23 protein-coding genes and 2 pseudogenes are annotated in these 26,399 nt (G+C 68.1%); 11 read left to right on the forward strand and 14 right to left on the reverse strand.

Features of this window, described 5'->3' with window-relative positions; genetic code table 11:
* Positions 1-128 precede the first annotated feature (128 nt).
* Positions 129-725 (reverse strand): CGNR zinc finger domain-containing protein, encoded by a 597-nt coding sequence (locus ACH4U7_RS50095; RefSeq protein WP_398534436.1) that lies wholly within the window; start codon positions 723-725, stop codon positions 129-131.
* 38 nt (positions 726-763) lie between these two features.
* On the opposite strand from ACH4U7_RS50095, the gene ACH4U7_RS50100 reads away from it, so the two are divergent.
* Together ACH4U7_RS50100 and ACH4U7_RS50105 are read left to right on the forward strand one after the other, a co-directional pair.
* Positions 764-1,966 (forward strand): MFS transporter, encoded by a 1,203-nt coding sequence (locus ACH4U7_RS50100; protein ID WP_398534437.1) that lies wholly within the window; start codon positions 764-766, stop codon positions 1,964-1,966.
* 332 nt (positions 1,967-2,298) lie between these two features.
* A complete protein-coding gene (locus ACH4U7_RS50105) occupies positions 2,299-2,655 on the forward strand; it encodes a hypothetical protein (protein WP_398534438.1) in 357 nt (118 codons plus the stop codon).
* Positions 2,656-3,441: 786 nt separating this feature from the next.
* Here ACH4U7_RS50105 and ACH4U7_RS50110 read toward each other — a convergent pair.
* The 4 genes from ACH4U7_RS50110 to ACH4U7_RS50125 form a co-directional block, all read right to left on the reverse strand.
* Positions 3,442-4,647: a DUF4241 domain-containing protein gene (locus tag ACH4U7_RS50110; RefSeq protein ID WP_398534439.1), complete on the reverse strand. Its 1,206-nt coding sequence runs from the start codon at positions 4,645-4,647 to the stop codon at positions 3,442-3,444.
* A 358-nt stretch (positions 4,648-5,005) separates the two neighbouring features.
* Positions 5,006-5,728 (reverse strand): hypothetical protein, encoded by a 723-nt coding sequence (locus ACH4U7_RS50115; RefSeq protein ID WP_398534440.1) that lies wholly within the window; start codon positions 5,726-5,728, stop codon positions 5,006-5,008.
* Positions 5,729-5,961: 233 nt separating this feature from the next.
* Positions 5,962-6,162, reverse strand: coding sequence for a hypothetical protein (locus ACH4U7_RS50120; RefSeq protein WP_398534441.1), 201 nt, complete (start codon positions 6,160-6,162; stop codon positions 5,962-5,964).
* 92 nt (positions 6,163-6,254) lie between these two features.
* A complete protein-coding gene (locus ACH4U7_RS50125; RefSeq protein ID WP_398534442.1) occupies positions 6,255-6,929 on the reverse strand; it encodes a DUF4232 domain-containing protein in 675 nt (224 codons plus the stop codon).
* 277 nt (positions 6,930-7,206) lie between these two features.
* Here ACH4U7_RS50125 and ACH4U7_RS50130 point away from each other — a divergent pair.
* Positions 7,207-7,414, forward strand: a pseudogene (locus ACH4U7_RS50130) (IS5/IS1182 family transposase); the annotation flags it as partial.
* 232 nt (positions 7,415-7,646) lie between these two features.
* A complete protein-coding gene (locus ACH4U7_RS50135; protein ID WP_398534443.1) occupies positions 7,647-8,357 on the forward strand; it encodes a tectonin domain-containing protein in 711 nt (236 codons plus the stop codon).
* 164 nt (positions 8,358-8,521) lie between these two features.
* On the opposite strand, the gene ACH4U7_RS50140 is transcribed toward ACH4U7_RS50135, so the two are convergent.
* Together ACH4U7_RS50140 and ACH4U7_RS50145 are read right to left on the reverse strand one after the other, a co-directional pair.
* Positions 8,522-10,420 (reverse strand): tyrosine-type recombinase/integrase, encoded by a 1,899-nt coding sequence (locus ACH4U7_RS50140; protein WP_398534444.1) that lies wholly within the window; start codon positions 10,418-10,420, stop codon positions 8,522-8,524.
* A gap of 244 nt (positions 10,421-10,664) precedes the next feature.
* Positions 10,665-11,354: a GntR family transcriptional regulator gene (locus ACH4U7_RS50145; RefSeq protein WP_398534445.1), complete on the reverse strand. Its 690-nt coding sequence runs from the start codon at positions 11,352-11,354 to the stop codon at positions 10,665-10,667.
* A 192-nt stretch (positions 11,355-11,546) separates the two neighbouring features.
* On the opposite strand from ACH4U7_RS50145, the gene ACH4U7_RS50150 reads away from it, so the two are divergent.
* From ACH4U7_RS50150 to ACH4U7_RS50165, 4 genes are read left to right on the forward strand one after another with little or no spacing between them, the layout of a single operon-like run.
* Positions 11,547-12,899 carry an MFS transporter gene (locus ACH4U7_RS50150; protein ID WP_398534446.1) on the forward strand — a complete coding sequence of 451 codons (1,353 nt, stop codon included), beginning with the start codon at positions 11,547-11,549 and terminating at the stop codon, positions 12,897-12,899.
* A gap of 20 nt (positions 12,900-12,919) precedes the next feature.
* Positions 12,920-13,810, forward strand: a complete 891-nt coding sequence (locus ACH4U7_RS50155; protein ID WP_398534447.1) for a transketolase — start codon at positions 12,920-12,922, stop codon at positions 13,808-13,810.
* Complete coding sequence (locus ACH4U7_RS50160) at positions 13,807-14,811, forward strand: transketolase family protein (protein ID WP_398534448.1); 1,005 nt, start codon at positions 13,807-13,809, stop codon at positions 14,809-14,811. The genes ACH4U7_RS50155 and ACH4U7_RS50160 overlap by 4 nt, the downstream gene beginning before the upstream one ends.
* A 38-nt stretch (positions 14,812-14,849) precedes the next feature.
* Complete coding sequence (locus ACH4U7_RS50165; protein WP_398534449.1) at positions 14,850-15,617, forward strand: SDR family NAD(P)-dependent oxidoreductase; 768 nt, start codon at positions 14,850-14,852, stop codon at positions 15,615-15,617.
* A gap of 619 nt (positions 15,618-16,236) precedes the next feature.
* Here ACH4U7_RS50165 and ACH4U7_RS50170 read toward each other — a convergent pair.
* The 5 genes and pseudogenes from ACH4U7_RS50170 to ACH4U7_RS50190 form a co-directional block, all read right to left on the reverse strand.
* Entirely contained in the window at positions 16,237-17,010 is a 774-nt protein-coding gene (locus ACH4U7_RS50170; protein WP_398534450.1) for an SDR family NAD(P)-dependent oxidoreductase, read from the reverse strand.
* A gap of 245 nt (positions 17,011-17,255) precedes the next feature.
* The gene (locus ACH4U7_RS50175) at positions 17,256-17,468 is read right to left on the reverse strand and encodes a hypothetical protein (RefSeq protein ID WP_398534451.1); all 213 of its coding nucleotides are present in this window, start codon (positions 17,466-17,468) and stop codon (positions 17,256-17,258) included.
* A 57-nt stretch (positions 17,469-17,525) separates the two neighbouring features.
* The gene (locus tag ACH4U7_RS50180; RefSeq protein ID WP_398534452.1) at positions 17,526-18,116 is read right to left on the reverse strand and encodes a PAS domain-containing protein; all 591 of its coding nucleotides are present in this window, start codon (positions 18,114-18,116) and stop codon (positions 17,526-17,528) included.
* Between the two features lie 227 nt (positions 18,117-18,343).
* A pseudogene (locus ACH4U7_RS50185) lies at positions 18,344-18,735 on the reverse strand (integrase); the annotation flags it as partial.
* A 57-nt stretch (positions 18,736-18,792) separates the two neighbouring features.
* On the reverse strand, positions 18,793-19,233 hold the full coding sequence (locus ACH4U7_RS50190) for a VOC family protein (protein ID WP_398534453.1): 441 nt from the start codon (positions 19,231-19,233) through the stop codon (positions 18,793-18,795).
* 532 nt (positions 19,234-19,765) lie between these two features.
* Between ACH4U7_RS50190 and ACH4U7_RS50195 the strand changes: the two genes are divergently transcribed.
* Positions 19,766-21,109, forward strand: a complete 1,344-nt coding sequence (locus ACH4U7_RS50195; RefSeq protein WP_398534454.1) for an endonuclease domain-containing protein — start codon at positions 19,766-19,768, stop codon at positions 21,107-21,109.
* Positions 21,110-21,367: 258 nt separating this feature from the next.
* Here the strand turns inward: ACH4U7_RS50195 and ACH4U7_RS50200 are convergent, their stop codons facing one another.
* Positions 21,368-22,588, reverse strand: coding sequence for a metallophosphoesterase (locus ACH4U7_RS50200; RefSeq protein WP_398534455.1), 1,221 nt, complete (start codon positions 22,586-22,588; stop codon positions 21,368-21,370).
* Between the two features lie 1,211 nt (positions 22,589-23,799).
* On the opposite strand from ACH4U7_RS50200, the gene ACH4U7_RS50205 reads away from it, so the two are divergent.
* Positions 23,800-24,126, forward strand: coding sequence for a hypothetical protein (locus tag ACH4U7_RS50205; RefSeq protein WP_398534456.1), 327 nt, complete (start codon positions 23,800-23,802; stop codon positions 24,124-24,126).
* 19 nt (positions 24,127-24,145) lie between these two features.
* Here ACH4U7_RS50205 and ACH4U7_RS50210 read toward each other — a convergent pair whose 3' ends face one another.
* Complete coding sequence (locus tag ACH4U7_RS50210; RefSeq protein WP_398534457.1) at positions 24,146-24,892, reverse strand: phosphotransferase family protein; 747 nt, start codon at positions 24,890-24,892, stop codon at positions 24,146-24,148.
* Between the two features lie 1,081 nt (positions 24,893-25,973).
* Between ACH4U7_RS50210 and ACH4U7_RS50215 the strand changes: the two genes are divergently transcribed.
* Positions 25,974-26,351 (forward strand): nuclear transport factor 2 family protein, encoded by a 378-nt coding sequence (locus ACH4U7_RS50215; protein ID WP_180360588.1) that lies wholly within the window; start codon positions 25,974-25,976, stop codon positions 26,349-26,351.
* Positions 26,352-26,399: the final 48 nt, after the last annotated feature.

Here is a 26,399-nt window from a genome sequence, read left to right on the forward strand (position 1 = left end):
AGAAGCAGTGACGGCTGGATCCATGTGGAGAATCCTGCCCTGCCAAACACCCTTGCTGGACACCGAAAGCTTCTCTCCTGACCTGTCGCAGCGAAGATTGAGCGATGTTGCGCTGGATCCTTGGCGCCCTAAGTGGCTTCGCTCGACTGCTCGGCAGAGCGGGAGCGTCGATGGGCTGCGACTCGTTCGCGGGTCGCGCATCGGCGGGAGCAGTAGCGACGCTCCGGACCGCTGCCCTGGGTGATGAAGACGTTCTGGCAGCTGGTTGATGCGCAGATCCTGCCGGGCGGGCGTTGGCGGTCCCAGACGAGAACGGTCAGGGCCATGCAGGACGAGGCGAGGAGCCACTCGTCCCAGGGGGCGTTGTCCTCGCGGTCGAGATGGGGATGCCAGGGAGTGCTGCCGCTGTGCGAGGTCAGGCGGAGCGGCCCGGTGTGGTCCTTCAAGAGGCGGTTGAGGGTGGCCGCGGCGTCATCCGCGTGCTCGGCGGCGAAGACTTGCCGCAGCAGTGCGGCGGCTGCGTGCATCCCGGCAATATCGCGGGTGGTGAGGTCGATGGGGTCGGTCTCGCCATATGCGCGGAGCACGTCGGCGACGTCGGCCGGGTCGGGGCTGTCGTCAGCGAGGGCGTTGATCAGGGCGGCGGTGCGCCGGGCTGTGGTCAGCACGGAGTGCCGGGTGGACCAGTCGTCGCTGTGGAATGACACGTGTGGAATGTAACGCATCTTGCTGAGTTTTGAGTTACCTCCGTAACGTCCTGGCAATGAGAAAGCGTTACTCACTTCGCTTCTATCTCGCCGGAGCAGTGGCAGCCCGTGCCGGGGACGAGATGTCAGGACCGGCGCTGATGCTGGCAGGATTTGCTTTGACCGGATCGACCATCGCCGCGTCGTCGCTGCTCGCGGGCATCACGATCTCTGCCGCGATAGGGGGGCCGATGCTCGGGGCGCTCCTCGACAGAGCAGATCGGCCGGGACGCCTGCTGGCTGGGGCCCTCGTCCTCTATGCGGCGGGGCTGGGGATGATTCTTGGGGGACTCGGCCGGTGGCCGTTCGCTGTCACCATCTTGATCGCAGTGGTGACAGGGCTGCTGGGGCCGGCCCTGTCGGGCGGATGGACGGCCCAACTTCCGTGTGTGGTGCCGGGTGACCACCTGCCCCGGGCGAATGCGCTCGATGCCATGACGTTCAACGTGGCGAGTCTGGCTGGTCCGGCTCTGGCCGGCGGCGTCGCAGAGGCGCTGGGCGCGCCGACGGCCGTGGTGGTCTCTGTGGTGCTCATCGCCTTGGCGCTGCCCGCCGCGTGGATGTTGCCCGTCCGTCCCGGTCGGGTGCAGGGGGCTCAGGCGACTTCGGTGATTAGTGCTCTTGTTGCCGGAGTTGGGGTCATCGTCAGAAGGCCGTCCTTGGCCCGAGCCACCCTCACCTCGACTGTCTCCTGCATCGCCCAGGGAATGCTGATGGCATGCATCCCGCTCCTCGGCGAGCGTGTTCTGGGCGGGGCCGGTCGCGGCGCGGTGCTGCTCTCCTGCGTGGCGACCTCCGCCTTGGTGGCCAACGTCGTACTCGCTCGGTTCCCGCGTTCGGTCGCCCCCGACACGATCATCTGGGCCAGCGCTCTTGTCCAGGCTGCCGCATTGACCTTGGCCATGTGGGGCCAACCAGTTGTGCTCATCGTGGCCGCACTCATAGCGGGGATTGGTGAGGGGCCCCAACTGGCCGCCTTGTTCGCAGTCCGCCACCGGGAGGCCCCAGATCACCTGCGAGGCCAGATCTTCACCACCGGCGCCAGCCTGAAGATCACCGGATTCGCCCTGGGGGCAGCTGTTGCCGGACCAGTCGTGGCTTGGTCTCTTCCAGGTACTTTGGCACTCGCGGCGAGTATGGCTGTCCTCGCGGCGCTGGCCTTCTTCGCGATCCCGTCGGCAACCGCCAACTCGTCCGAGCACAGCGCGATGTCGACTTGAGCGTACTCGGCGAAAGGCTCGCCCTGTCCTGGAGAGGAACGCGAGGACGACCTCCTGTTCGACGCAGCGATTCTCACTGAGCCGGTTCCCCCACCGTCTCCCCAGACAGCCAGACCTAAACGATCACTCAACCTTCGGTGAGAAAACCTAGCGGTCACCAACCTTCGATGACAACGCTCAACCTTCGCTGCGAGAGATCATCTCCGGCTGGATGTATCGACGTCCAACACTCCTGTTCAACAACCGATCGGTTAATGAACGCCTTCTCCCGACGGGCAGTCAGCTGCCATGCTAAGCAGCTGAACTCCCACCTCACCCCCTTGGAGAGCAGCGTGGACCTGAGTGCCACTGGCGAACCCGTCATCGTGCAGGAGGACACCCAGGTCCACGTCGGCATCGACCTTCGGCCGGGCACTCTCACTCTCACCCGGAACGGCAAGGACTTCGCGGCGTACCACGCCCTGGTGCAGTTCGCCTCTGTCCGCGCGAACCCGTGGGCAGCGCAGGAGGTCAAGTTCTCGGCCAAGGGGCCGGACGGCAAGTCCGTGGGGTTGACCGTGGATCTCCTCAACGACGCCTGCGACGGCCCCCGGGCTGGCGTTCCCACCGCGATCTGGAAGGTCGTGGCCCTTGCCGCGACCTCCGCCGGAGACGTCGGCATCACCTACGCGCCTCCTGGCCGCGCCTGATGTAGGGCCCCGGGCTACCCACCCCCACCCAGTCGTCAGCTATTCACCCGCGTCGACTGCTGGCCTTCGCCGAGCTCGCGCCGGATCGGATTTAGGTACTCCGCGCGTACCGTGTCGGCCTTGAGTCCAGTGAGGTTCGTCAGCTCCGCCGCGTACCCGCGGTCGTCAATGATCGCGTGGGACAACCAGGCGCGTACCTCCGCGGGCAACGCCAGGTACCACTCCCGAACCCGGGTTTCCCGTCCGGCCTTTCGGCCGGCGGGCCTTCGTGATCGCCGATGCGCGCCCCGACCTGCTGCGCAGTGAACCCACCGCACGGTCCACCTGACGCGGCCGCGCCACGCCGCGGGGGCATTCAGACCGGTTGTCGAGGCCGGTCAGTACAGCTGTATGCGGGTGAGGACGATGTGCGGCGGTGCCGTACCGACGAAATGGGGCTGCGTGGGTGACGAAACGCAGTCCGTCGTCGGCCGGGCGATTGGGCTGACGCCGATCCCACCGAAGGCGGCTCCCGTGTGCGGGAACTTCTGTGTATCTGCGCGGGATACACGCCCTGCTGGACTTGCTGGCCCACCATGCCAGCGCATTGCGTCGGTGGCCCTATCGCCCATGTGCATCGACGCGTAGTACCGCTGGCGAGCATCCTTGACGTCCTCCGGGAAGGCGTCCACCAGGCCGAAGTCGGTGATCGAGTTGTCGAGCTTCTCAATCGCCGTGTGCACTCTGGAGGTTCGCCGCGGTCCCAGTCTCGGGCAGTGCGGCCTCGCGCCGATGGTCGGCGGCTCCTTACTCTCCCCCGTCGGCGGAATGGAGCTGGAAGTCGACGACGACGCAACCAACCTGTCCGTCATCGGTGCGGCCGATCCAGACGGGGTAGACCCCGTCGCCCCGGCCGGCACGGAAGGCGATGAGGTTCGGCTCGGGCTCCGTGCTGGGCAGTTCGACGGTGAAATGGCTGTCGAGGGGTATGAACAGGTCCTCGTCCAGCTGGTCTTCGATCACCGTCCGAGTCGCATCCATGAAAGCCGCTGTGCCGGTATCCACGCCAACCCCGTAGAACTGGCCGTCGCCGAGCAGCCCCAGGTCCTCGTCGGGCCGGAGGGCCATTTCCCACTCGCGGGGCGGGATGTCCAGGAACGTCACCCTGGCCGCGGCGACACCGGCCCCGCGTGTCGTGCGCAAAAGCGACAGCGTGACCGGGAACTCGCCCGGTGGCACAGCGACGGTCCGCGGGGTCTCTCCGATCCAGCCGGGGTCCGAGACCGCCAGCTGCCCTGACGTGATCCGCAGCAGGCCGGCGTCAACGGGCTCGACGACGGCCGGCCCATCCGGAATGTCGCACGCGCCCGGACGGAACAGTTGCTCGATTCCGGTGGCGCGCAGGGGTCCCGATCCTTCGTCCACCGACACGTCGCTCAGGACTACGGTCGTGGCGGGCTCGTGGCCCTGCTGGGCGAGGAACGGCGCGAACACCTGCCAGTCGCCGAATTCCGGTACGGGGCAGAGGAAGCTTTCGACGGGCGCCGGGAACCGCCGCACGGGGACGCTCGACGGGCCGGATGTTCGAGCGTGCAGTGGCTCCGTCGACGCTCCCCTCGGCCCGGCGAACTCGGACCTCACCTCGACCTGCCCGTCGGCCGAGACGGTCGTGGTCTCCTGAACATCCCACTTCCAGGACGAGTGCTCCTGCTCGTTGGAAAACTGCCATCGGGTGTTCCGGTGAGCCAACAACATCCCCGTGCTGTGCGGCTTGAGGTCGATCATCTGCATGCGCCAGGACCTGTCGTCGAACAGATACACACGCCACATCCGGCGCGGCCAGTATTCGACCAGTGCCAGCGGTCGCTCCCGCGCGGACAGCAGAACCGCGTACTCCATCCCGGCAGCATGTCTGCGTGCCGCGACCGCGCGCGACATCGGGTCCGGATGGGTCATTCCCTGCTGGGAACCCCACATGTTGCCGTACGACACATCAAGACTGTCGAAGATCACAGCCGCGCATCTCCCTCCGTGGCACCAGCCGCCCCCGAGCAGTGACGCTCGACGGGTGACCCTGCCGCATCGCCCTGCCCTTCCGGAGCTTCGTTGTGCCGCCAGTCTGCCACTGAGGTGTGACACATAGGATTGTGGGAGGCCAGCAACCTGGGGTTACCGACGAAATGGGCCGCCCCAGGTGACGAAACACAGTCGGTTCGGCGGGCCCCATCGGTGATGCGTGCGTTCGCGTCAGCGCCGACGCTCAGGGGCGGGAACGTGGGCACTCCTGCGCGGGAATCCAACCCGGCGGAAGCCACGTTACGGCTGGTCAACGAATGCCGTCGGTTGCCCATCGTTGGCCCGTGGCCTGGCGTCACGCCTCGGGACCATCGAGCGGCTGCTCCGCTGTCTGGACTGCCAGAGCGGCCCAGTCGGTACACACCAGGACAGCGGGATCGGTGAGCCCACGCCCGATCCCGCGAGTTTGGTTGTCACCATTGGCGGCCGGTGGTTCGGACGGCCAGGGACGGATCAGCCACGTCCACTCGTCAGCGGCCGGCCCCGTCCCCGAGCTGGAGCTGAGGCCGAGCTCGTCGGCGAGCGCGCAGACGGTCGAGGGACCCCGGTGCAGGTGCTCCAACAGGCTGGCGGTGGTGACAGCGCGGACCGGCACCCGCTCGCGATGGGCGAGCCCGGCCGGCGTGACCGCCAGGATGCCGCGGACTGCCCGGTAGTCCCAGGATCCCGGGACGGGCTGTGCCCGCGCGGTGATCTCCTCTGCCCTGTCTACGGCAGTCCGCCACTCCGGCACCACCTTCCCGGGCTGCTCTACCTGCTCCCGTAGGTGCCGGGCGGCCGCGAAGACGGCGTCGTGGTCGGCCGTCCAGAGCTGCTGGCTCCGCGCGCTGGGGTCGCCGTAGGTGCCGTCATCCAGAGTCTGGTCTGCCCACATCTGCACGCTGATTCCGACGGTGATGCCGATCCACCAGCTCCTGCTGTGAGGGACCAGCCGGGCCTGGTCATGGGCCACCCATTGCACGGTGACGTCTGTCCAGCCGCACCGGTCCACGATCATCTGTCCCATGCGCTCAGCCATGTCCCCTCCCGGTCATGGCTGCCTATCCAGGCTGGTCCTGGTGAGCATCCTGGTGCAAGGCCGGGAGCTGGCGCGTCAACCATCGGCCGAAATGGGGGTCTTCGGGGAAATGGCGGGATGCAGCTGGTCGCCGACAGCGACGGCCGCTGACGTCATGCCTGCGGAGCGCTCCAGCGGAGGCAACCACGCAGGGGCCGGAACAGGAAGACACCTGGGCTGGCGGAACCTTTGGCTCACTCAAGCGGTGGGGAGCCGAGTACACCGCGCTCGCGGAGCTGGGCCAGGTGCTCCAGTCCGCCGGGCCGGTACAGCGGCGCCGTCTCGATGTCGGCCTCGGCCGCGCTGACGCGGTGGACCGGGCCCGTGCCGGACTGCGGGACGGCGAGGGCCGGGGAGTGCGGGCCTTGGCCCAGCGGCCGGCGTGGGGTGGTCATGATCGTGATGGTACGGATATCCCCTGGTGCCGGGCGAGTTGGGTCCCCGGGGTCCGGAGCTTCACAAGCACAGGGCAGGCCGACTTCGGTACTCAGTTGGCTATGCCGACGGGGTGGACCTGGATCTTGTCGTCGTACGGGCCGGCCAGCTTCAGCGCATCCGCGGGCCACTCCAGGGACACGCTGTGGGTCTCGTTCGGCGGCGTCACGATGATGTTGGTCGGGGACGCGAGGCTGTCGCCACTGAAGTCGACCTCGTACGAGATGCTGAAGGTGGCGGTGTCACCGGGCTTCAGGTCGGTGATGCGGGGCTGCTCACCGCCGCGCTGGACAGGGGCGGACGTGCCATCGATATCCTTCAAGTCGACGCCCGCGAAGCCCGTCGCCGAGCAGGTCTTCGCGCCCTTGTTGGTCATCTGAACGGTGACCTCACCCACCTTCTGGTCGGGCGAGCTGTCCACAGCCTCCATGATCAAGTCGCTCGTGCGGCAGAACTTGCTCTTCCCCCCGCCCTTCGCCGCACCGTCGGTGGCGTCCTGCCCGCCGCCTGCCTCCGAGCCCCCCTTGCCCTTGGCGTCGGAACCCTGCGCACCGCCGGAGGAACCCGAGGAACCGCTGGACCCGGCCGGGGCCGTGTCGGCCTGGCCCTCGGACTTCGCGTCACCGTTGCAGGCCGTCAAGGTCAGGGCGGCGGCCGCGGTCAGGACCGCGGCGGCAACGCGGAAGGTGCGACGGCGGGCGATGCGGGCAGTGGTGTTGGAGCGCATTTCGAGTCCCCCAAGGGCGATCGGTGTCGTCATCTGCTCGGCACGACAACCACTCTGACCGGGGCCACTACCGCAACACTGCCGCCCCACTAACATCCCGCTAACACGACCGCGACCAGGAGAAAGACTCCAATCAGAGGCACCCCGATGCGTGCGCGTTTACGCTGGTAGACCCCAGGGGGGCTCTGGGAGGTAGCCATGCGCCTCGTATGGAGCGGAGCCGTCAGCTTCGGTCTCGTGACTTCTCTGAACTAAGGCCGGGCTCCTCGATCATGTGGCGGATTTTCCGCCCTGACGCACGATCTGGCGGGGTACGGTCCGCTGGGCAACCGTCGGCGTGATCGGGCGAATCCGCGACCAGCCCTCCGCCCGGATCTGCCCGCGAGATGGGCAAGGGACTCAACGCGGTAGCCACTGTGATCGACTCTCGGAGCGTGAAGGAGATCGAGACCGTTGGTCGTGACTCCCGCGGCTACGACGCGGGTCCCGCGAGAGGCATGGACCGGCGCCCGTGTCGATCCCCCCAGGGTGGGACAACGCTTCGCGTCAAAATATTGCTGGCCGAGGCGCTCCTACCTCCACCCCACAAGGAGATAAGAGTTGGAATACTAATTTTCTGGCCTATTCAGGATCAGGACAAGCGTTCCCCTCTCTTATCGGATCATTTCATCGCCGAGAATGGCAGTTCCTACCGGTTCGAGAAAGGGTGTGCTCGGCATGGCGGATTGGGTGAAGGTCGCGGGCAGTCTCAGTGCCATTTCGGCGGGGTCCAGGACGACGGTGTGGGGTGTGAACGCGGCGAGTGCCATCTACCGGTACACCAACTACGACGCCAACCCGTGGATCAACATCCCGGGGGGCCTCAGCGACATCGGCGCGGCTGCCGACGGCACCGTGTGGGGCGTCAACAGCGGCAACCAGATCTACCGGTACACCGGGGACCAGGACGGCGGCCCGTGGAAGGGCATCAACGGCAGCCTGGTCCGCATCGACGCGGGCTCGCGAACCAACGTGTGGGGAGTGGACTCCGCCGGCGCCATCTACCGCTACACGAACCACGACGCCAACCCGTGGATCAAGATCGACGGAGTGCTGAGCGACATCGGTGCGGGCGCCGACGGCACGGTGTGGGGTGTCAACAAGGGCAACCAGATCTTCCGGTACACCGGAGACCAGGACAGCGCGAACCTCTGGAAGAGCGTCAACGGCAGTCTGAAACGCATCGCGGTGGGCTCCCGGACGAACGTGTGGGGCGTCGACCCCGCCGGCAGCATCTACCGGTACACCAACAACGACGCCAGCGGCACCAACCCCTGGGTCAAGATCCCCGGGACCGCCACCGACATCGCCGCCGGCGCCGACGGCACCGCGTGGCACATCAACAGCGCAGGCGACATCTACCGGTACACCGGCGACCAGCCGAGCTGATTCCAGCTCCGTGCGGGCCTCTTGTCGGGAGGGGCCAGTGGCCCGCACGGATGACTCGGTCAGTCCTCCAGTTCAAGGGGCCGAAGGCCCTCGCCCGGCCCGGCGCCTCACCCTGGTCAACGATCCAGCCGCCCGGGAGCGACGCCGGGCCCGTGCACGGGCCTTCAGGATGCCGACCCGGCCGCACCGTCCGCCACCTGTTCAGGAGTCTGCACATCGGGCGCGGAGCGGGGGCCGGGCACCGTTGGCAGTCCGAGCATCACCGGCCCGCCATTGGTGGTCGTGTCGATCTGGCTGATCTTGGACTGGGCACCAGCCAAGCTGACCTGGAGTCCTTCGATCTCGCCGAGCCAGCCCTCCCGCTCGGCTTCGGCGATCCGGTCGAGGAGGTTATTGCGGATCTCCACCAGGCGGCCGCGCTGTGCCGGGTCTGGTCGAGGCAGTGAGCAGCGCACGCAGGCGTGTTCGTGTATGCAGGCGGTTCCGTAGGCGCGGGCGCAGGTGCCGACGGAGAGCTTGCGGCGTTCAAAGTGGCCGAGGAAATCTTCCCACTCGGCGTCAGTGGGAGTGCGGTACTCCTCGGCGGGCCGCAGGGCGCGGCGGCGGGTGATGAAGGCGCGGTGGGCTTCGATGGTCTCGGCGGGGTAGATGGCGTGGTAGCCCATCGTGGTGTTGATGTTGGTGTGGCCGGCGATGACCTGGGCGATGTGGGGTGGCAGGCCGGAGCGGATGGCGTCGGTGATGAACAGGCGTCGGAAGTCGTGGGGTGCGAAGTCAAGGGGCTGGCCGGTGGAGTCGGTCAGGCCTATGAAGGCGAGGACCTCGGCCAGGGCGTTGCGGATGAATTCGCCGCTTATGGGGGAGTTCTCGCCGCCTCGGTCCCACTGGAACAGTAGGGGCGCCGGGGGCTTCCAGGTGCGTTCTTCGTAGTCGTATGCGGCCAGGAGCGGGATGGCGCCGGAGCGTGGGTCGCGGACACGGCGGATGATCATGGACAAGACGTCGGCGAGCTCGGGGCTGACGAGCAGAACGCGCTCCTGATCGTTCTTGGATGGGGCGATCTGCAGCAAGGGGACGATCTCACCGGTGGTGGGCAGCCGGTACTGGATCACGGCGTGATGGCTGGTCTCCAGCATCTCCTCGATGCGGGCGCCGGTATGGCGGAGGAATTCCACCGTGGCCCAGGCCCAGAACGCGCGATGCTCGGCCTGGTCGAAGCGGAGAAGGGTACCGCGGGCGTCACGGGCGTTGGCTGTGGTCGCATTCTTGGTGCGGGTGTAGGCGGTGTCGTCGAGGGTGAAGGTGGCGCCGGGCGGCACGGCGAGGAGGGCTTGGAGCCGGGCCAAGTGGTGGCGGTGGTGGTCGGCTGCAGCCTTCGCGAATGTCTCGAGGGCCGGGAGGCGCTCGCGGGTCCGCTGGTCCATGCGCGCCTTGACCCGCTTGACGCGTTTGCGGTCGTAGGTCTCCGACTCCTTGATCGGGCACGGTGCTACCCAAGGTCCCCAGCGAGCCGGTTCCTCGGCCGCCCAGCGGGCGATGTCCAGATAGAAGGCCCGCACCGCCACGAGCAGCAGGGCATGATCGGCCCGCTCGACGATCGTCTCCTCGAGGGTGCCGTCGGGTCGCTTCCGACGCTGGACCCGGGTTCGGAAACGCTCCTTCCATGCACTGGCGACCCCGGGCGGCAGGTCGAGGGAGTCGATGCCCGGGTGGTGGCGCTCCAGGTCGGACCAGAAGTTCCGGGTCAGGGCGCGGGCCAGGTTGTCCAGGGTGCTGCAGTCGAGCTTCGGCCGGCGTTCCTCCAGGTAGTCGATCAGGAGCCGGCGGATCGGCGCGCAAGCCACGCCGTGACGGTCGACAAGCTGCTCGCAGGTGAGCTGCCCGGTGACCCGGTCAAGAAGGCGCAGAGTCGCCGGCGCATCGGGTGGTAGGTGGCCCAAGTCGCGAAGCCACGAGTAGAAGAGCGTTCCTCCTTTCTCAATCTGCGATTGCCGCAGCTCGATGAAGTACTGGATCGCGTCGCCGGCGGTGATGTCCGCCAGACCTCCGCCCTTGGCGAGCATGATGCGTGCCAGGGCCAGGCGGGCGCGGCCTCCTCCAACGGCCGTCCAGCTTTTTAGGCCGACGTTTTCCTGCAGACGCGTGTAGCCCTCGCGGTCACGCGTCTGTTCGACGAGTTGGCGCAGGTGGGTGGTTCGGTGGCCGAACTGAGCTTCCCCCGCTGTGTGGGAGGTGCTGACTAGCTGGTCAGGGCGGGTTTACGGCCGAGGCGAACCTCGCAGAGAGGCGCGCCCGCCAGGTCGTTGGTCAGGCGGTCTCGGGGGCGGCTTCCGACCCGATGCCCAGTTGTTCGATCGCCGAGGTCATGTGCCGGTGCAGGATCTCCTGGGCCGCTGCCGCGTCTCCGCGCGCGATCGCGTCGGCGATGGGGGAGTGGGATGTCGCGGACATGGCCACATCGCGGCGTTCGCCGGCTGCGCTCATGATCGCCACGCGCATCGGCCCCTCCAACTGTCGCCAGGTCCGGACAAGGATCGAGTTTCCGGAGAGCTCGCACAACAGGAGGTGGAAGCCGAGATCGGCTTCGACCTTCGCGGCCAGACCCGCTCCTGACTCGAAGGTGTCGTGGAGCTTTGCCAGGGCCCTGCGCAGGGCTTCGGCCGCGTCCCGTCTGCGCGGTGACGCGATGATCTGGGCCACTGCGAGTCCCTCCAGTGCTTCTCGAACCTGGAAGAGCTCCCGCACCTCGGTCGGCGTCAGCTGGGACACGCGCAGCATGCCGCGGGCTCCCGCGGTGACGAGCCCCTCCTGCTGGAGGTGGCGCAGAGCTTCGCGTACCGTGCCGCGGCTCACCGACAGGTGCTCGGCGATCTCCACTTCTCCGAGGTGGTCGCCGGGGCGGTACTGGCCGGTGGTGATGGCCGTCCGCAGGGCCACGAGCGCGCGCTCCCGGAGGGTCGTCGAGCGGGTGAGACTGGACAAAGCCTGACCGGACACGGTCGAAACCCCTTTCAAGGCTACGGGCGATCATAGCAGTCAGGGTGTCGTCTGTTGACAGTCGGCAGTTTGACCGCCGTGAGGGTTGACACGTCTCTTCATCGGGCCCAGCATCGTTTCTCGACTGTTAACAGTCGACAGCCAACAGTGAGCCCGGGACGGCTCGCTTGCCTATGGTCAGGGAGGATCGGCATGGCTGAGTTCACAGCGCCGCAGCAGGCGGCGCACGGGTCGCCCGAGCGTTTGAGGGTCGCCGTCGGGTGCGGGGTCGGCGCGACCATAGAGACGTACGACTTCATCGGCTTCGGAACGGCGGCGGCCCTCTATTTCGGTGATGTGTTCTTCCCGGACTCCGATCCGCTCTCGGCCACCCTGCTGTCCTTCGCGACGCTGGGAATCGGCTTCGCGGCACGGCCGCTGGGCGGCATCGTCGCCGGTCACCTCGGCGACCGCGTCGGCCGCAAACCCGTGTTGGTCGGCTCCCTGCTGCTGATGGGCATCGCGACCGTACTGATCGGCTGCCTGCCCACGTACCAGATGGTCGGGATCTGGGCGCCGGTGCTGCTGGTGGTGGTGCGCGTGATCCAGGGACTCGCCTTCGGCGCCGAGTGGGGCGGCGCCATCCTGATGACCTTCGAACACGCTCCGTGGCGGCGGCGCGGCCTGTACACGGGCATCACCCAGGCCGGCTTCCCGGTCGGTCTGCTGCTCGCCAACCTTGCCTTCCTGTTCAGCCGGCACACCCTCAACGACACCTGGGCCTGGCGCGTGCCGTTCCTGCTCAGCTCCGTCCTGATCGCGGTCGGCATCTTCATCCGGCTCAAGATCGACGAATCACCCCAGTTCGAGGCGCTCAAAGAGTCCGGCGAAGTCGTCAAGAACCCGTTGCTCGAGGTGATCCGGGAGGACTGGCGCAACGTCCTGCGGGCCTTCTGCCTGCGGATCACGGAGACCGCCGGGTACGCCGTCTCGGTCACCTTCGTGCTGTCCTACCTGGACGACGGCGACGCCCCCGACGTCTCGAGCACCACCACGCTCACCGCCCTGGTGACCGCCGCCGCCGTCGGCATCGCGGCCACCACGCTCTGGGGCCGTCTGTCGGACCGGATCGGTCGCCGCCCGGTCTATCTGCTGGGCTGCGCGGTGAGCGTCGCCTGGGGCTTCCCGCTCTTCCTGCTCGTCAACACCGAAGCTGCGGCACTCGTTCTGATCGCCTTCCTGATCAGCTACGCCGTCTGCCAGAACTCCCTCGCGGGTGTCCAAGGAGCCTGGTTCTGCGAGCTGTTTGCGACCAGGACCCGTACCGCCGGAACGTCCCTGGCCTACCAACTGTCCGCGGTGGTCTCCGGGTTCACGCCCATGATCGCCACGGCGCTCTACTCCACCACCGGTTGGACCGGCCCCGCGACTCTCTTCAGCTGTTACGGGCTGTTGGGCCTCGTAGCGACGCTGGTGACGCGCGAGACGTGGGGTACCGACGAGCGCCGGGCAGCCGACCGTGCCGTGACCCCATCCGTCGAAGCCGCGCTCCCCGCCACCCCCTGATAGAGATGAGGATCAACGTGATGTCCACTCAGGCACCCGGAACAGCGGTGCCGTCGACCCGGCGCGTCAGCGCCCTGCAGGACTCCGCCCACCGCATCCGTATGTACGCGCTGGACATGGGGGAGACCCAGGGCCAGGGCTACATCGGACAGGCGCTGGGCGTGGCCGACATCCTGGCCGTCGTCTACCAGGACGTTCTCAACCACCGTCCCGCCGAGCCGGACTGGCCGCAGCGCGACCGGTTCCTGCTGTCGATCGGCCACTACGCGATCGCGCTGTACGCGGCGCTCGCCGAGGCCGGCGTGCTGGACGTCGATGAACTCGCCACCTACGGCAGTGACGACTCGCGTCTGCCCATGTCGGGCATGGCCTCCTACACGCCCGGCATGGAGATCTCCGGCGGCTCCCTGGGCCATGGCTTGGGCGTCGCCACCGGCATGGCGCTCGGCCTGCGCCATCAGGGCAGCGACGCACGCGTCTACAACCTGCTCTCCGACGGCGAACTGGACGAGGGCTCCACCTGGGAGGCGGCACTTGCCTGCGCCCACCACGGCCTGGACAACGTCACCGCCATCGTCGACGTCAACGCCCTGCAGGCGGACGGCCCCACCAAGGGCGTACTGCGCACCGAGCCGGTCACGGCCAAGTGGGAGGCGTTCGGCTGGCATGCCGTCCGTGTGGACGGCAACGATATCGAGGCGCTCCTCGCCGCCTTCGACAGCCTGCGCGGGCACCGCGGATCGCCGGCCGTGGTCATCTGCGACACCCGGATCGGATGCGGCGTACCGATGCTGGAGACGCGCGAGAAGGCCCACTTCATGCGCGTGGATGAGCACGAATGGCAACTCGCCCGCGACCAGTTGACGGAGCGTCACCATACCGCCGCCCAGAAAGAGGGAACCGCCCGATGAGCACCTCCGCACCGACCAAGGCCCCGCAGCGCAAACTCACCACCTCCGCGATGATCGCCTCGATCGCCGAAGAGGGCCAGCGCACCACCAAGGCGCCCTTCGGCCACGCGCTGGCCCGGCTCGCCGACGAACGCCCCGACATCGTCGGACTCTCCGCGGACCTGGCCAAGTACACCGACATGCACATCTTCCGGGACGCCCACCCCGAGCGCTTCTTCCAGATGGGCATGGCGGAACAGGTGATGCTGGGCGCGGCCGCGGGGCTGGCCGAGGTGGGCCTGACGCTGTTCGCCTCCACCTACTCCGTCTTCGCCACCCGCCGCGCCTACGACTTCCTGTGCCTCGACATCGCCGAGCCGCAGCTGAACGTCAACGTTGTCGGCGCCCTGCCCGGCCTGACCACCGGCTACGGCCCCAGCCATCAGGCGACCGAGGACCTGGCCATCCTGCGCGGCATGCCCGGCCTGACCATCGTGGACCCCGCGGACTCCGTCGACATCGAACAGGCCGTCCCGGCACTGGCCGCCCACCCCGGCCCCACCTACATGCGGCTGCTGCGCGGAGCCGTACCGACCGTCCTCGACGAGTACGACTACCGGTTCGAACTCGGGAAGGCCGCGTTGCTGCGCGGCGGACGCGACGTCCTGTTCGTCTCCACGGGCCTGATGACGGTACGGGCCCTGAGCGCGGCCCGGGAACTCGCGCACGACCATGTGGACGTCGCCGTCCTCCACGTACCGACGATCAAACCGTTCGACCGCGAAACGGTACTGCGGGAGACCGCCGAGGGGCGTCTGGTGGTGACACTGGAGAATCACAGCGTCGTCGGAGGCCTCGCCGAGTCCGTGGCGTCCTGCCTGGCCTTCGCCCAGCAGACAGCACGCATCGTCCCCATCGGACTGCCGGACGAGTTCCTCACCGCGGGTGCGCTGCCCACCCTCCACGACCGTTACGGGCTCTCCGTCGCGGCGATCAGGGAGCGCGTGCGCCGCGAACTCTGATCTGCGTTCACCCCTCTTCCCCCTCTCTGGAGCACCGCATGGCCATCGACCCCACCCCTCGCACCGCCGTCATCACCGGCGCCGGCTCCCGCCGCGGCATCGGACGCGCCACCGCGCACGCCCTGGCCGCCGCCGGCTACCACATCGCCGTCCTCGACCTGGACAAGGAGGCCGCCGAGGACACCGCCCGGGAAGTCGCCGCCCGGCACGGCGTGGAAGCCCTGGGCCTCCCGGCGGACGTCACCGACGCCGACGCCCTCGACGCCGCCATCGGCGCGGTCGAAGCGGCGCTCCCACCGGTCGGCGCCCTGGTCAACAACGCGGGGATCACGTCCCCGACCCGCTTCCTCGACGTCACGCCCACCGAGTGGGATCGGATCCTCGAGGTCAACGTCCGCGGGAGCTTCCTGGTGACCCACCGGGTGGCCGGCGGGATGGCCGAGCGCGGGTTCGGCCGCATCGTCTTCCTGTCGTCCGTCTCGGCCGAGCGCGGGGGCGGGGTGTTCGGGGGAGTGGCCTACTCGGCGGCCAAGGCCGCCCTGCTGGGCTTCGCCAAGGCACTCGCCCGCGAACTCGGCCCGTCCGGAGTCACGGTCAACTCCGTCGCCCCGGGCCTGATCGACACCGACATCACCCAGGGCAAGCTGGACGAGGAGCGCAAGGCGGCGATGATCGCAGACGTTCCGGTACGCCGCATCGGCGCGGTCAAGGACGTGGCCGACGTCATCGCCTTCCTGGCCCGGCCCGAGTCCGGCTACCTCACCGGCGTGACGTACGGTGTCAACGGCGGATCCCACATCCACTGACCGAGCCCCGACCGGGGAAGGCCGACCGGCGGATCACGTGCGAACCTCCCGGTCGGCGGTCGCCAGGATAAGGCCCGTTCGGCCGGCTCCGGGGCGATGGTGGAGAACGCGTCCGCGCCGATGTCGATGGCCGCGCGCCGGCTGGGACGACGGCGGCACTCACTCCGTGGCTGGGCCGGTCGGTCGCCGAGGGCGTCATGAAGTGGGGCCCCAGGCCGAGAAGGGCCGCCAGTCGCTGCCGGCGAGGGCACGCCTGGACCCGGCGCCGATCGCCTGCTTCCACTTTGTCAGGGTCCGCCTGGTGGCCGTGGAAGAGGTACGGGACTTCGTCGTTGTGGACCTCGGCCAGGTGCGCGGAGATCTGCCCGTGGAAGTGAGCCACTTCGCGGACGGCGAGAGCACCATCTCGTCCATGCCGGACAGGACGCTGATGCTCCTTGACGATCTGTGGCTCGGGCACGCGACCATCGGCGTCCTTGCGCCGTCTCCATGGCTCTTCACCGGCGTCGAGCGCCGTGGTCGCGGGGTGGTGTCGCAGCCGGGGGCCGTCCGGGACCGGCGCAGAAGAATCCCCTGGCTTGCTCGGCTCCGGCGGCCACTGCCGTGCGGTTCCTGGCGGTTACGCGGCGCCGTCGGCCTGTGGGGCGAACGCGGGGACAGCGGCCTGCGGGGTCAACTCCACCGGGTAGGCCTGCTCGACGCGGTCACGCCGGGTGTACATGTCCCAGTAGTGCCCGGCGAGTTCGTCCGGGTGGACGACGGCAAACTGCACGCCGGTGTCCGGAAGCTCGATCTCGCCCTTGGCGGTTGCCTCGGCCGCCTCGCTGCCGGTGATCATGGCGGCGATGGTGAGGGTGCCGACGTAGACGCCCGTGCCGGCGAGTTCGCCGTTGAGCGAGTACACGTAGTTGCGGGCGGCGGACATCACCGGGCCCGGGCCGCTGAGGTGAGGCACGCCCAGCACGGCCGAGTAGCCGGTGGTCATCAGGAGGGCGCCGTCACCGCGGTCGGTCATCTCCGGCAGTACGGCGCGGAACACCTCCACCGGGGTCAGGAGGAGCACCCGGGAGATCCTTTCCAGAGTGGCCGCGTCCAGCTGGGCGGCCGGGGCGAAGGCCTGGTCGGCACCGGTCGGCCCGTACTCGACGACGTCGATCCGGCCGAAGTGGTCGCGGACGGCGTCCACCAGGGCGGGAACCCGCGCGGGGTCGGACAGGTCGGCCGGGAAAGCGGCAGCCTCGACGCCCTCGTCGGCGAGCCGCGCCACGAAGGCGTCGAGCCGCTCCTTGCGGCGGGCCACCAGGGCAACGCGGAAGCCTTCCCGACCGAAGCGACGGGCAACGGACAGGCCCAGGCCGGTACCGGCACCGAAGACGGCGATCACTTTGGACATGGGAATTCCTTAGGAATGTTGGGCGGTCCGGGAGGACCGGGTGTGGCTGATGGGGTGTTTGCCCTTGATGGCTTGTGGAGAATGGCCGCCCGGTCCTCCGGGACGCTCCCACTCGCGTCAACGGCCTGCTGGCCCGAGCCTTCACGGGCGCGGCCCCCGGGGGCTGCCGCCCGGGCGTCGCCTTCACGGGAGCGAGCAGGTCCGTCGGACCTGGCACGGGAACCGCAGCCCGGGTTACGCCAGCCTCAAGCGTTCATCGAGCCGGTGCCAGGACCGGGAGTGGTAGACGAGTGGAGCAGCGCCGCCAGGAACGCCCGATCGCCCGGAGTGAACCGCGCTCGAAGACCTCCGAGTTGGCGCTCGAGCACCGTAATCTGATGGCGGAGGGCCAGGATCTCCGCATCCTTGTTCCGGTCGCTCATCGGCAGCAGACGCAGCAACGCGAACGCGTTGGTCACCCCCAGGTAGGCCAGTCGCAGCAGCGCGGTCGATCATCATGACGCGCCGGCTACAGGCTAAGCGAGAGCGCCGACTCGAGCGACGGGGCCGACGACCGCCAGTCCAGGTGCAGGGTTCCGACCAGGGCGGATGACATTCTCGGCAAGCGCAGCCTGAATTATCCGCTTCTCATCCGATATCCCGGAGAATTTACGCATCGCTGCATTCTGTCGGATGCAGCGCACGTCGGTATCGAGGATGGATACCGGGATTGGTGAATTGGATGGCGTCCAATGAGAACGTTCTTGTTCCTCAAGATTTACAGGGGCAGTCGGCTCTACCTCCATGATCAGCAGCCACAGAGGCTCATCGGCTCTGTCGCCTGGCGCCAGGTAGGCCGACAGCGGCAGATGCAAAAGGCTGCGGTCTCGATGCCGTACAGGCGAGATGCCGTGCCATTCGTACCCGCCCGTCTGCCAGGGCAGCTCAATCTCCAGAAGATCGCCCAGGCAGTGGCCGACGGCTTCCGCAGGACTGTGACCGAACAGGGAGGCGGCAGTAGCGCTCCATGATGTCACGGAACCATGGGCATCAATGACACAGAGTAGTGATCGCTGATCACGACACAAGAATGCCACCAGGCTTTGCGGGGCTTTGTGACGTTCCATGGTGTTGAGGATCGTGCTATATCACGACATTTGCAAGCGATCCAGTGCGTCCTGGCTGCAGCCAACGGTTGCTTGCGGGTGCCGAAGCGGTGTCACCCCATGCGACTGTGCGTATTCGTGGACGAGGCCGCCGAGCGATCGCGACGAAGGACGCGAGTGTCGTCGGTGGCGATGGTGCCCTGATGCGGTCGATGGGAGTCGGAGGACCCCTCGAAAGGTCCATGACCAAGCTTCTTCGCAGCTTGGGTTACCCATAGATGTGGTCGGGTGTGCGGTGGCGCCCAGGACCCGGATGCGGCGACTGCTGTGTTCGATCACCGCGAGTACGTACATCCGCACGCCGGACAAGGTGACCGCCTCAAAGAAGCCACAGGCCAGGAGGGCGTCGGCTTGGGCTCCCTCACCAGGGCGCGGCACCAGAATCCGGAGGAGCGCACGGTACGCGGTCGACCGGGTCGCTTGGGCCGAGCAGCCGGTGCAGCAGCGCCGCCGGGAACGCCCGGTCACCCGGGGTGAACCGTGCTCGATGACCACCGAGCCGACGTTTGAGCACTGTGCTCCGAAGACGGAGGGCCAGGATCTCCGCATCCTCATCGTCGGCTGGCAGCTCCTGGCTGATCGGGCGGTTCGGAACCCTCGATGATCTCGTTCGGCTGCATGGTGGGGTTTCTCCTTCTCAGCGCAGTTGCTCGGCCAGTCCGACGATGATGCCCTCCGGGGTGCGGAGGTAGCAGAGCAGATAGCTGTCCTCGAACCGGGCGATCTCGCCGACGAGTTCGGCGCCGTGAGGGCGCAGGCGGGCAATGGTGTCCTCGATGTCATCGACGGCGAACATGACGCGGTGCGTGCCCAGAACGTTGTGCGGCCGGTTGCGCGGCCCGGCGCTGATCGCCGCGGGGCTGCGGTACTTCGCCAGCTCGAGCCGGCTGTGACCGTCCGGGGTCCGGACCATCGCGATGTCACAGTGGACGCTGTCGAGTCCGGTGCACTGGTCGGCGAAGCGGCCCTTGACCTCCGCCCGGCCCTCCAGCTCCATACCGAGTTCCACGAAGAACGCGATGGCGGCATCCATGTCCTCGACGACGATGCCGACGTTGTCCATCCACTGAATCGCCATGCTGGTTTCTCCTTCTTCCTCGTGCGGCCGGTGGTGGCCGCTGATGTCCCTGGGACGGAGCCGGTGGCACGTTCTCGACATCCGCAGACCGCCGGACTCCGAAAAATCTGGATCGCGCCTCAGCGCCGCTACAGCGGACCCGCGAGCCAGGCGCCACCACCGAGAGCGAGCGCGGCGCAGGTGGCCGCTCCCATGAAGACGATCAGCCGCGGCGTGACTGCTCTACGTGATCTTCTGCCGACTGCTGGGCCGCCTTCTTTCGCCGGGCCGGTCGACCGTCGCGACTGCGCACCGCACTGTGTCGGGAGTAAGGACTCCGTTGCTCGACGATTCGTCTGCTCGGGGCCGTTGATGCACAAGGGTGACCTGGTGCGATTCCTGACGTTCTGGTGGTGAGGCTGCGGGCGCGGACCGATGAACCAGATGCTCGGGAATCAGGAGTTGCGGGCGGCGGATGCGGCGGATGCGGCGTGGGCGGCGGCCCGGCTGACTGGGAACCCGTTGCCGCGTTGCAAGCCGTTAGCCTGTCGGTATGTCAGAGCGTGTCATGCCCGGTTGCACGGATGGCCTGATCACCTTGGGTGCCGCGGACGCTCTGTGGGTCGATTTGACGGCCGACAGCGCTGTGCCGACGGCTTCTGGGGCATTCACCTGCTCTCCTGCCCATGCCCGGGTGGGGTACGTCCTGCTCGGCGGCCATGTGGTGGCGACGGTGAGGGCGAGCGGCGGTCAGTGGAGTGTTCCGGAGGCTGAGGTGCGCCGGGCGGCCGCGGAACTGAACGCGGTCGGGATGGATCGGCAGGACCTGGTCCGCATCGGTCCGTTCCGTGGGGCGCCGAGGCAGGAGTGCGACGAGGAAACGCCGCTGCGGTGGCGTCGGCGCATCGCGGGGGAACTGCAGGAGCTGGGCGGCCCCGAGCGGGCAGCACGACGTGAAGTCGGCCGGCCGTACCATCTGGCGGGGATCGACTGGCGACAGATACTCGTGGAGCAGACCCGCGACGCGACGCAGCGGACGTGGTGGCTGCCGCGCGCCGTGGTCAGGCTGCTCGACGCGGCCGAGCACAGCGAAACGCAGTGGGTGCAAGCCGCGCGGACCCGCCGGGCAAGCGCAGCCGCCACCGAGCCGCCCTTCCGCCCCCGGCAGGCCCGAGACGCCGACGGTCGGCAACCGACGAGCTCCGAGGGCCCCACCGCCTCACCGCGCCCGTACAACGGGGAGCTGGAAGGCCAGCTGTACTCGGTGCTCAGCAGGAAGCCCGGTACCTCCCGCAGGGTGGCCGGGTGGGCGTGCGCCGTCTGCCGCACCGCGCTCGCCGCAGTCCTCGACCACTGCCACGAACACGGCTACGTCCGCGCCCCTGTCTGCCAGTCCTGCAACACACAGGAACGCCCCGACCACCTGTACAGCAACGACATCCGCGTGGCGAGCCGCTACACACGCCTCTTCGACACCGACGCCGACGACTGGCTTCGCCACTGGCACCGCTGCCCCGGCTGCCGCGCACGCACCACCCTGCCGCTGCCGCACCTCGCCGCATGGACCGCCCACACAGCCTGCCGATCGCTGCGCCCGACCCACCGCGCCCCCGGCGGGCGCAAGCCCTGCGGTGTCCTGCGCGTGTCCTGGACGGGCAGTCAGATGGCGCCCCGTTCCTGCCTGCTCACTGTCGCAGTCGATTTCTGCCCCTCCGGCGAGCACCGTGTCCTGGCGCGAGTCCCCTACCGCGAAGCCGCCGAGCGGTTTCGTGTCTGGTTGGCCGAGACGAGCCCCACCGTGGCCGCCGCGGCCGGTCCTGACCGCTTGGACGGCCTCCCTGCCCAGTTCCGGCCAGTCATCGCGGACACCAGCGGCGAAGGCCTGGCACTGTTCTGAGCGAGTACCGGGAGACCTGACACTCCCACGTCACCTCGCAGCTGCCGGCTCCCGACTCGGCCACCCCGTCGGCAGGCAGGGCGCCGTTCGTCACGAGCCGCTCGCACTCGCCGTCGAGGTCCGGCGTACGGTTCGTTCGAGCCGTCGGCCCGGGAATGGTCCGGATCTTGTCCGCAGCGAGGCGGGCCTGGTCATCTGTCGACGCCGCATCCCTCGGCTCGTGGACTGCTCCAAGCGGATGTGTCGGCCCGTCGAGCGCTATGTCGAGGTGGGCAGGTGCGGGGAGCGGAGCACGAGCAGGGTGATTTCGCTGGGTGCGAAGACGCGGAACGGCGGGCCCCAGAAGCCGGTGCCGCGGCTGGTGTAGAGGAGGGTACGGGGGCCGTGGTGGCTGAGTCCGGCGAGGGCGGGCTGGTCGATGCGGACGAGGTGGTGGAAGGGCCAGATCTGGCCGCCGTGGGTGTGGCCGGAGAGTTGGAGGTCGATGCCGGCTGCTGCTGCCCGGTCGATGAATTTGGGCTGGTGTGCCAAGAGCAGGACGGGTAGGTCGGGGTCGGCGCCGTTCATGGCACCGGTGAGGTGGGCGCGGTGGCCTGCCAGGCCGGAGGACTCGGCGGTGACGTCGTCCACGCCGGCGACCACGAGGGTGTCGCCTCCGCGTTCGAGCAGCAGATGGCGGTTGCGCAGTGGCTCCCAGCCCAGCTCGTCCATCAGGTCGACCCAGCCCTGGGCCTCGCTGTAGTACTCGTGGTTGCCGGTGACGTATACACGGGCCCGGGTGGCCCGCACGGTACCGAGTGGGGCGGCCTGGGCGCGGCGGCGTTCGGCCGTGCCGTCCGCGATGTCGCCGGTGTGGCAGACCAGGTCGGCTTCCAGAGTGTTCACCGTCTCGCATACCCGCGCCGACCAGCGAGTGCGATCGAGCGGGCCGTAGTGGGTGTCAGTGATGAGGACGACGCGGATGCCGTCCAACCCTGCGCCCAGCCGTGGGAGTTGCACGTCGAGTCGGCGCACGCGTGGCACGCGGCGGGCCTCGGCGTACCCCCAGCCGAGCAGTACGGCGGTTATGCCGAGGACGGCCCAGGTGACGATTCGGGCCCGGTCCTGGCTCTCGCCGACACCGGCCACGGTCAGGGCGAGCCGCAAGAGGACGCCGAGCAGAACGGACCAGGTGAACAGAATCCAGCTGGTGCCCAGCAGGGTGTCGCCGATGATCGCCGCCCGGTCCTGCTGGCGGCGGCCGTGGCCGCGCACCATCGCGAGCGGCATAGCGATGAGGCCGAGGGTGAACAGTGCGGTGCCGGCCAGCGTGACGGGCAGCGGCCAGTGCTGGCCGCTGTACAGGAGCACCCAGCAGGGCACGGCCCACAGCAGGACGGGGGCGATCAGGGGGATGTAGCGCATCAGGCGGTGCGGTCGGCTCTGCCGCGGCGCTTGCGCTTCACCCTCGGCGGGCCGGGTGTTGCTGGTGTCGGTCACGCTTCCCCTCCCTGACCAGGCTGCCGTCTCGCGCACTGTATCCGGTCGCCTTGGGCCGGCCGGACTGGCGTTCACGGGCGCGGCCTTAGGACGAAGGGTCCTGCGAGATGTCGTGGCGAGTCGTGCTGCTCCCCGCACCCGCGGGGATGGTCCATAGCGGAGCGTGTCCAGCGCCTCGGCGCAGCCTGCTCCCCGCACCCGTCGGGATGGCCCTGCGACCGACACGACACCTGTAACCGGGAGACCTGCTCCCACGCGTGGGGATGGCCCGCGGCCGGTGAGCACGGTCGCGTGTGCGTACCGTTGTCTCGACGTTCGCAGAGAAGATCTCGAATTACGGCTGATAGCAGAGGAGACATGTAAAGGCCCCTGTGGTATGAGGGCCGACATTCGTAGTTGGGCCTGGGACGGATTCGCTTTCGTGGTCAAGGGGCGGGGTGGTTTGGTTGCTGGCCGGGACGAGAAACGCGACGACCGATCAAGGGCGCATAATTGACCCTGTACTGGGCAGAGGGGCCAGGCGTAGAGTGCATACATGCGACGCTCGGTCAGGATCTGTACTCTCAGCCAATCAGGAGCGCGGAGGTCAGTAGACGCGGACTCCTTTACTCGGCTGATTTGGCTTGACCGTGACCTCGATAAATGGACTGGAGCACGCCGCTCAGACGCATTTGAGCTGGGGGTCAAGGGGGCGCAGGTTCAAATCCTGTCGTCCCGACCAGCATCATCGCAGGTCGGAGGCCGTTTCCGCGGGTAGCGGAAGCGGCCTTAACCACGTCCGGGCTGGGAGCAAGTGGGAGCCCTCGTGCTCCCAACTCGCAGACGTGTCAACGGTGTCCGATTCGTCCGTCACCCGATCCGGTAGATCTACAGCGCCATATCGGGTCCCTGTACGCCGTCGTCAACCACAGAGCCCCGAAGTCACCCCATCGATTCGGATGCTCTCTGCATCGAGAGGCATAAGGACCTCTTGTCGGCTCTCGACCCCCTTTCGCGGTGGGAGCACGATCTCGTGCTCCCCATGCGACGGAGGAGGGTGGACCGCTGGTGATCTCTCCGGGCCGGTTTTCGCAGGCGGCGTGCATGCGGGGCTTCTGGTGGCCGGGTGCGCCCCACGTCAAGGCGGGGTAAAGCTGCGTGTGCCGATAAATCATCCACGCAGGTCGAGAGCCTGATCACGGATCTTCGGCTCTCCTTGTCATTCGCCCCAAGTGCTTCACCCGCACTATGACCACGAGGTCTACCGGGACAAGGTCCGCCGCTTCCAGATCACCCCGCACCTCGCCCGGCGCGGCACCGGGCACGGCTCCGGCCTGGGCGTGTACCGCTGGGTCGTGGAAGGAGCGATCGCGCTGCTGCACTGGTTCCGCCGCCTGCGTATCCGCTGGGAGATCCGCGACGACATCCACCACGCGTTCGTCACCCTTGGCTGCGCCGTCACTTGCTGGCGACGACTGCGCACCCGCACTTTGTTGAGAGTAGGGGCGGGCGATCGCCCCAGGGGATGGCCTGCTCGATGCGTCAGAACGCATACGTAGCAGTCGGGCCCGCGCAGCCTCACATCCGGGATCTCAGCACGTCGACCTCACAGCCAGGCGCGAAGGGGTCGAAGCCGTGCTCGATCAGCCAGCGAACTGCCAGCAGGCTTCGCAACGACCACCACGCGTGGATCACGTCGAGGTCGATGTCGGTGCCATAGCCGGCGATGACGTCGTCGAGGTGCTCCTCGTGTCCGAGCGTGAAGGTGGCGAGGTCGTACAGGGCATCACCCTGGCCCGCCTCGGACCAGTCGATGATGCCGGTGACCTCGTCACCGTCGACGAAGACGTGCGCGATCTGCAGGTCGCCGTGTGTGAACGCCGGAGTCCACGGCCGGAGCGCGGCCTCGGCGACCTGGCGGTTGCGGGTGACCAGGTCAGCGGGCAGGAGGCCGTTCGTCACGAGCAACTCGCACTCGTCGTCGAGTTCCGCCGCCAGCGCGACGACGCTCCGGCCGGCCCGGCCCGGCAGGGGCGGCAGGGGCGCTTCGTGCAGCTTCCGGATGGCGGCGCCCGCCGCGGCCCACGCCGCCGGCGACCCGGTCGACGGCCCGCCGAGGCGCCCAAGCGTCGTCCCCGGGAGTGCGGCGATCGCGAGCACGGGCGGTTTGCGCCACAGGACCTCCGGGGTCGGGACCGGCGCGAGCGACATCGCCTCGACCTCGACGTCGATGCGCGCCTGATCGGCGTCCACCTTCAAGAACACGTCACCGACGCGCAGAGTCGCGCGCTCGGAATGGGCGACGACGACTTTGACCTCATCCATGGGCGACCAGTATCCCGGGGATGATCGCCGGCGTCGCCAGGTTTATCGCGTGCGATGACGCGGCTGACCGCGTCCCGATACCCGGCGGCCTCGTGCACGACACAGACCTCTGACCAGGTCAAGCCCACCACTCTTGTGGGGAGTCCTTAGCGAGGACCTGTGCCGGATGCGTTTGTGGGAGCACTGCGTTGACACTTGACGACTGCCGTCTATGGCGTCGTAAGGAACTTGACAGCGCACCAGATCTGCAGGAGTATTAAATTGGGCCATAAGAGGAGAATTGCCGCTGGGCTGGGGGTCAAGGGGTCGCAGGTTCAAATCCTGTCGTCCCGACCAGCATCATCGCAGGTCGGAGGCCGTTTCCGCGGGTAGCGGAGGCGGCCTTAACCATTTCCGGGCTGGGAGCAAGTGGGAGCCCTCTGGGAGCCCTCGTGCTCCCAACTCGCAGACGTGTCAACGGTGCCCGATTCGTCCGTCACCCGATCCGGTAGACCTACCGCGCCGTACCGAGTCCCTGTGCGCCGTCGTCAACCGCAGACCCCCGGGGTCACCCGATCGATGCGGATGCTCTCTGCATCGAGAGGCATAAGGACCCCTTGTCGGCTCTCGACCACCTTTCGGGGTGGGAGCGCGGTGCTGTGCTCCCCATGCGACAGGGGAGGGCGGACTGCTGCTGATCTCTTCGGGCCGGTTTTCGCAGGCAGCTCGCACGTGGGGTTCCTGGCTGCCGGGGTGCGCCCCGCGTCAAGGCAGGGCAAAGCCCCTTGTCGTTCGCCGGCAGATGGGGCACTCCCAGGGCGTGAGCGCCGTATCCGGCTCTGTGGCGCCGGAGCGAGACAGTTCGCAGAGGCCCTGCCGTAAGAAAAAGTGTGCCAAGTGGGTGGGGAAGTTGCGGCGGTGGTGCATGGGCCAGGTGTGGTGATCGAGGCCGGGGCGTGCCTCACGGGGCATGGTGTCGCCGAAGCGGACGACGTGTCGGTGTCGGTGCCTGGGTGGCAAGTGCTGTGACCGGGATGGTCCACCGTGATCGGAAGGCGGCTCGCGGGACGTGCGCACGCGCAACGGCTGGTATTACTGGGGCATGCAGGAAGAGACGGCACGCTCCGCGATCGACACGTTCATCTCCGCGTTTAACGCCTCGGACGACAGCTATGTGACTGCCCTGCTCTCTCAGGCCCTGACCTCAGACGTGGTCTTCTGGGGGCCGTTGGGTCGCAGCGAAGGAATCGCGGCGGTCGAGCGGTTCGTGCTGGACATCCGGCGCCACCCGGCGGGGACCGGCACGATGGTGCGCTGCTCAGCGGTGGACATGCCTGACGAGTGGGCCCGGTACCAGTGGGTCTTCACCACGCCGGATGGAGGCCCCCGCCTGGCGGGAACGGACGTCGTCCATCTGCGGCGGAGCCTCATCGACCAGGTCATCGTCTTTGCGGGGGAGATCGAGCCGTTCGCCTCCTGAGTCGTCCTTCTGTCGCTGTCCTTCTCGTGAACTTGTCCCTTTCGGCAC

The organism is Streptomyces sp. NPDC020845 (assembly GCF_044334165.1).
In the GTDB taxonomy this organism is placed as follows: domain Bacteria; phylum Actinomycetota; class Actinomycetes; order Streptomycetales; family Streptomycetaceae; genus Streptomyces.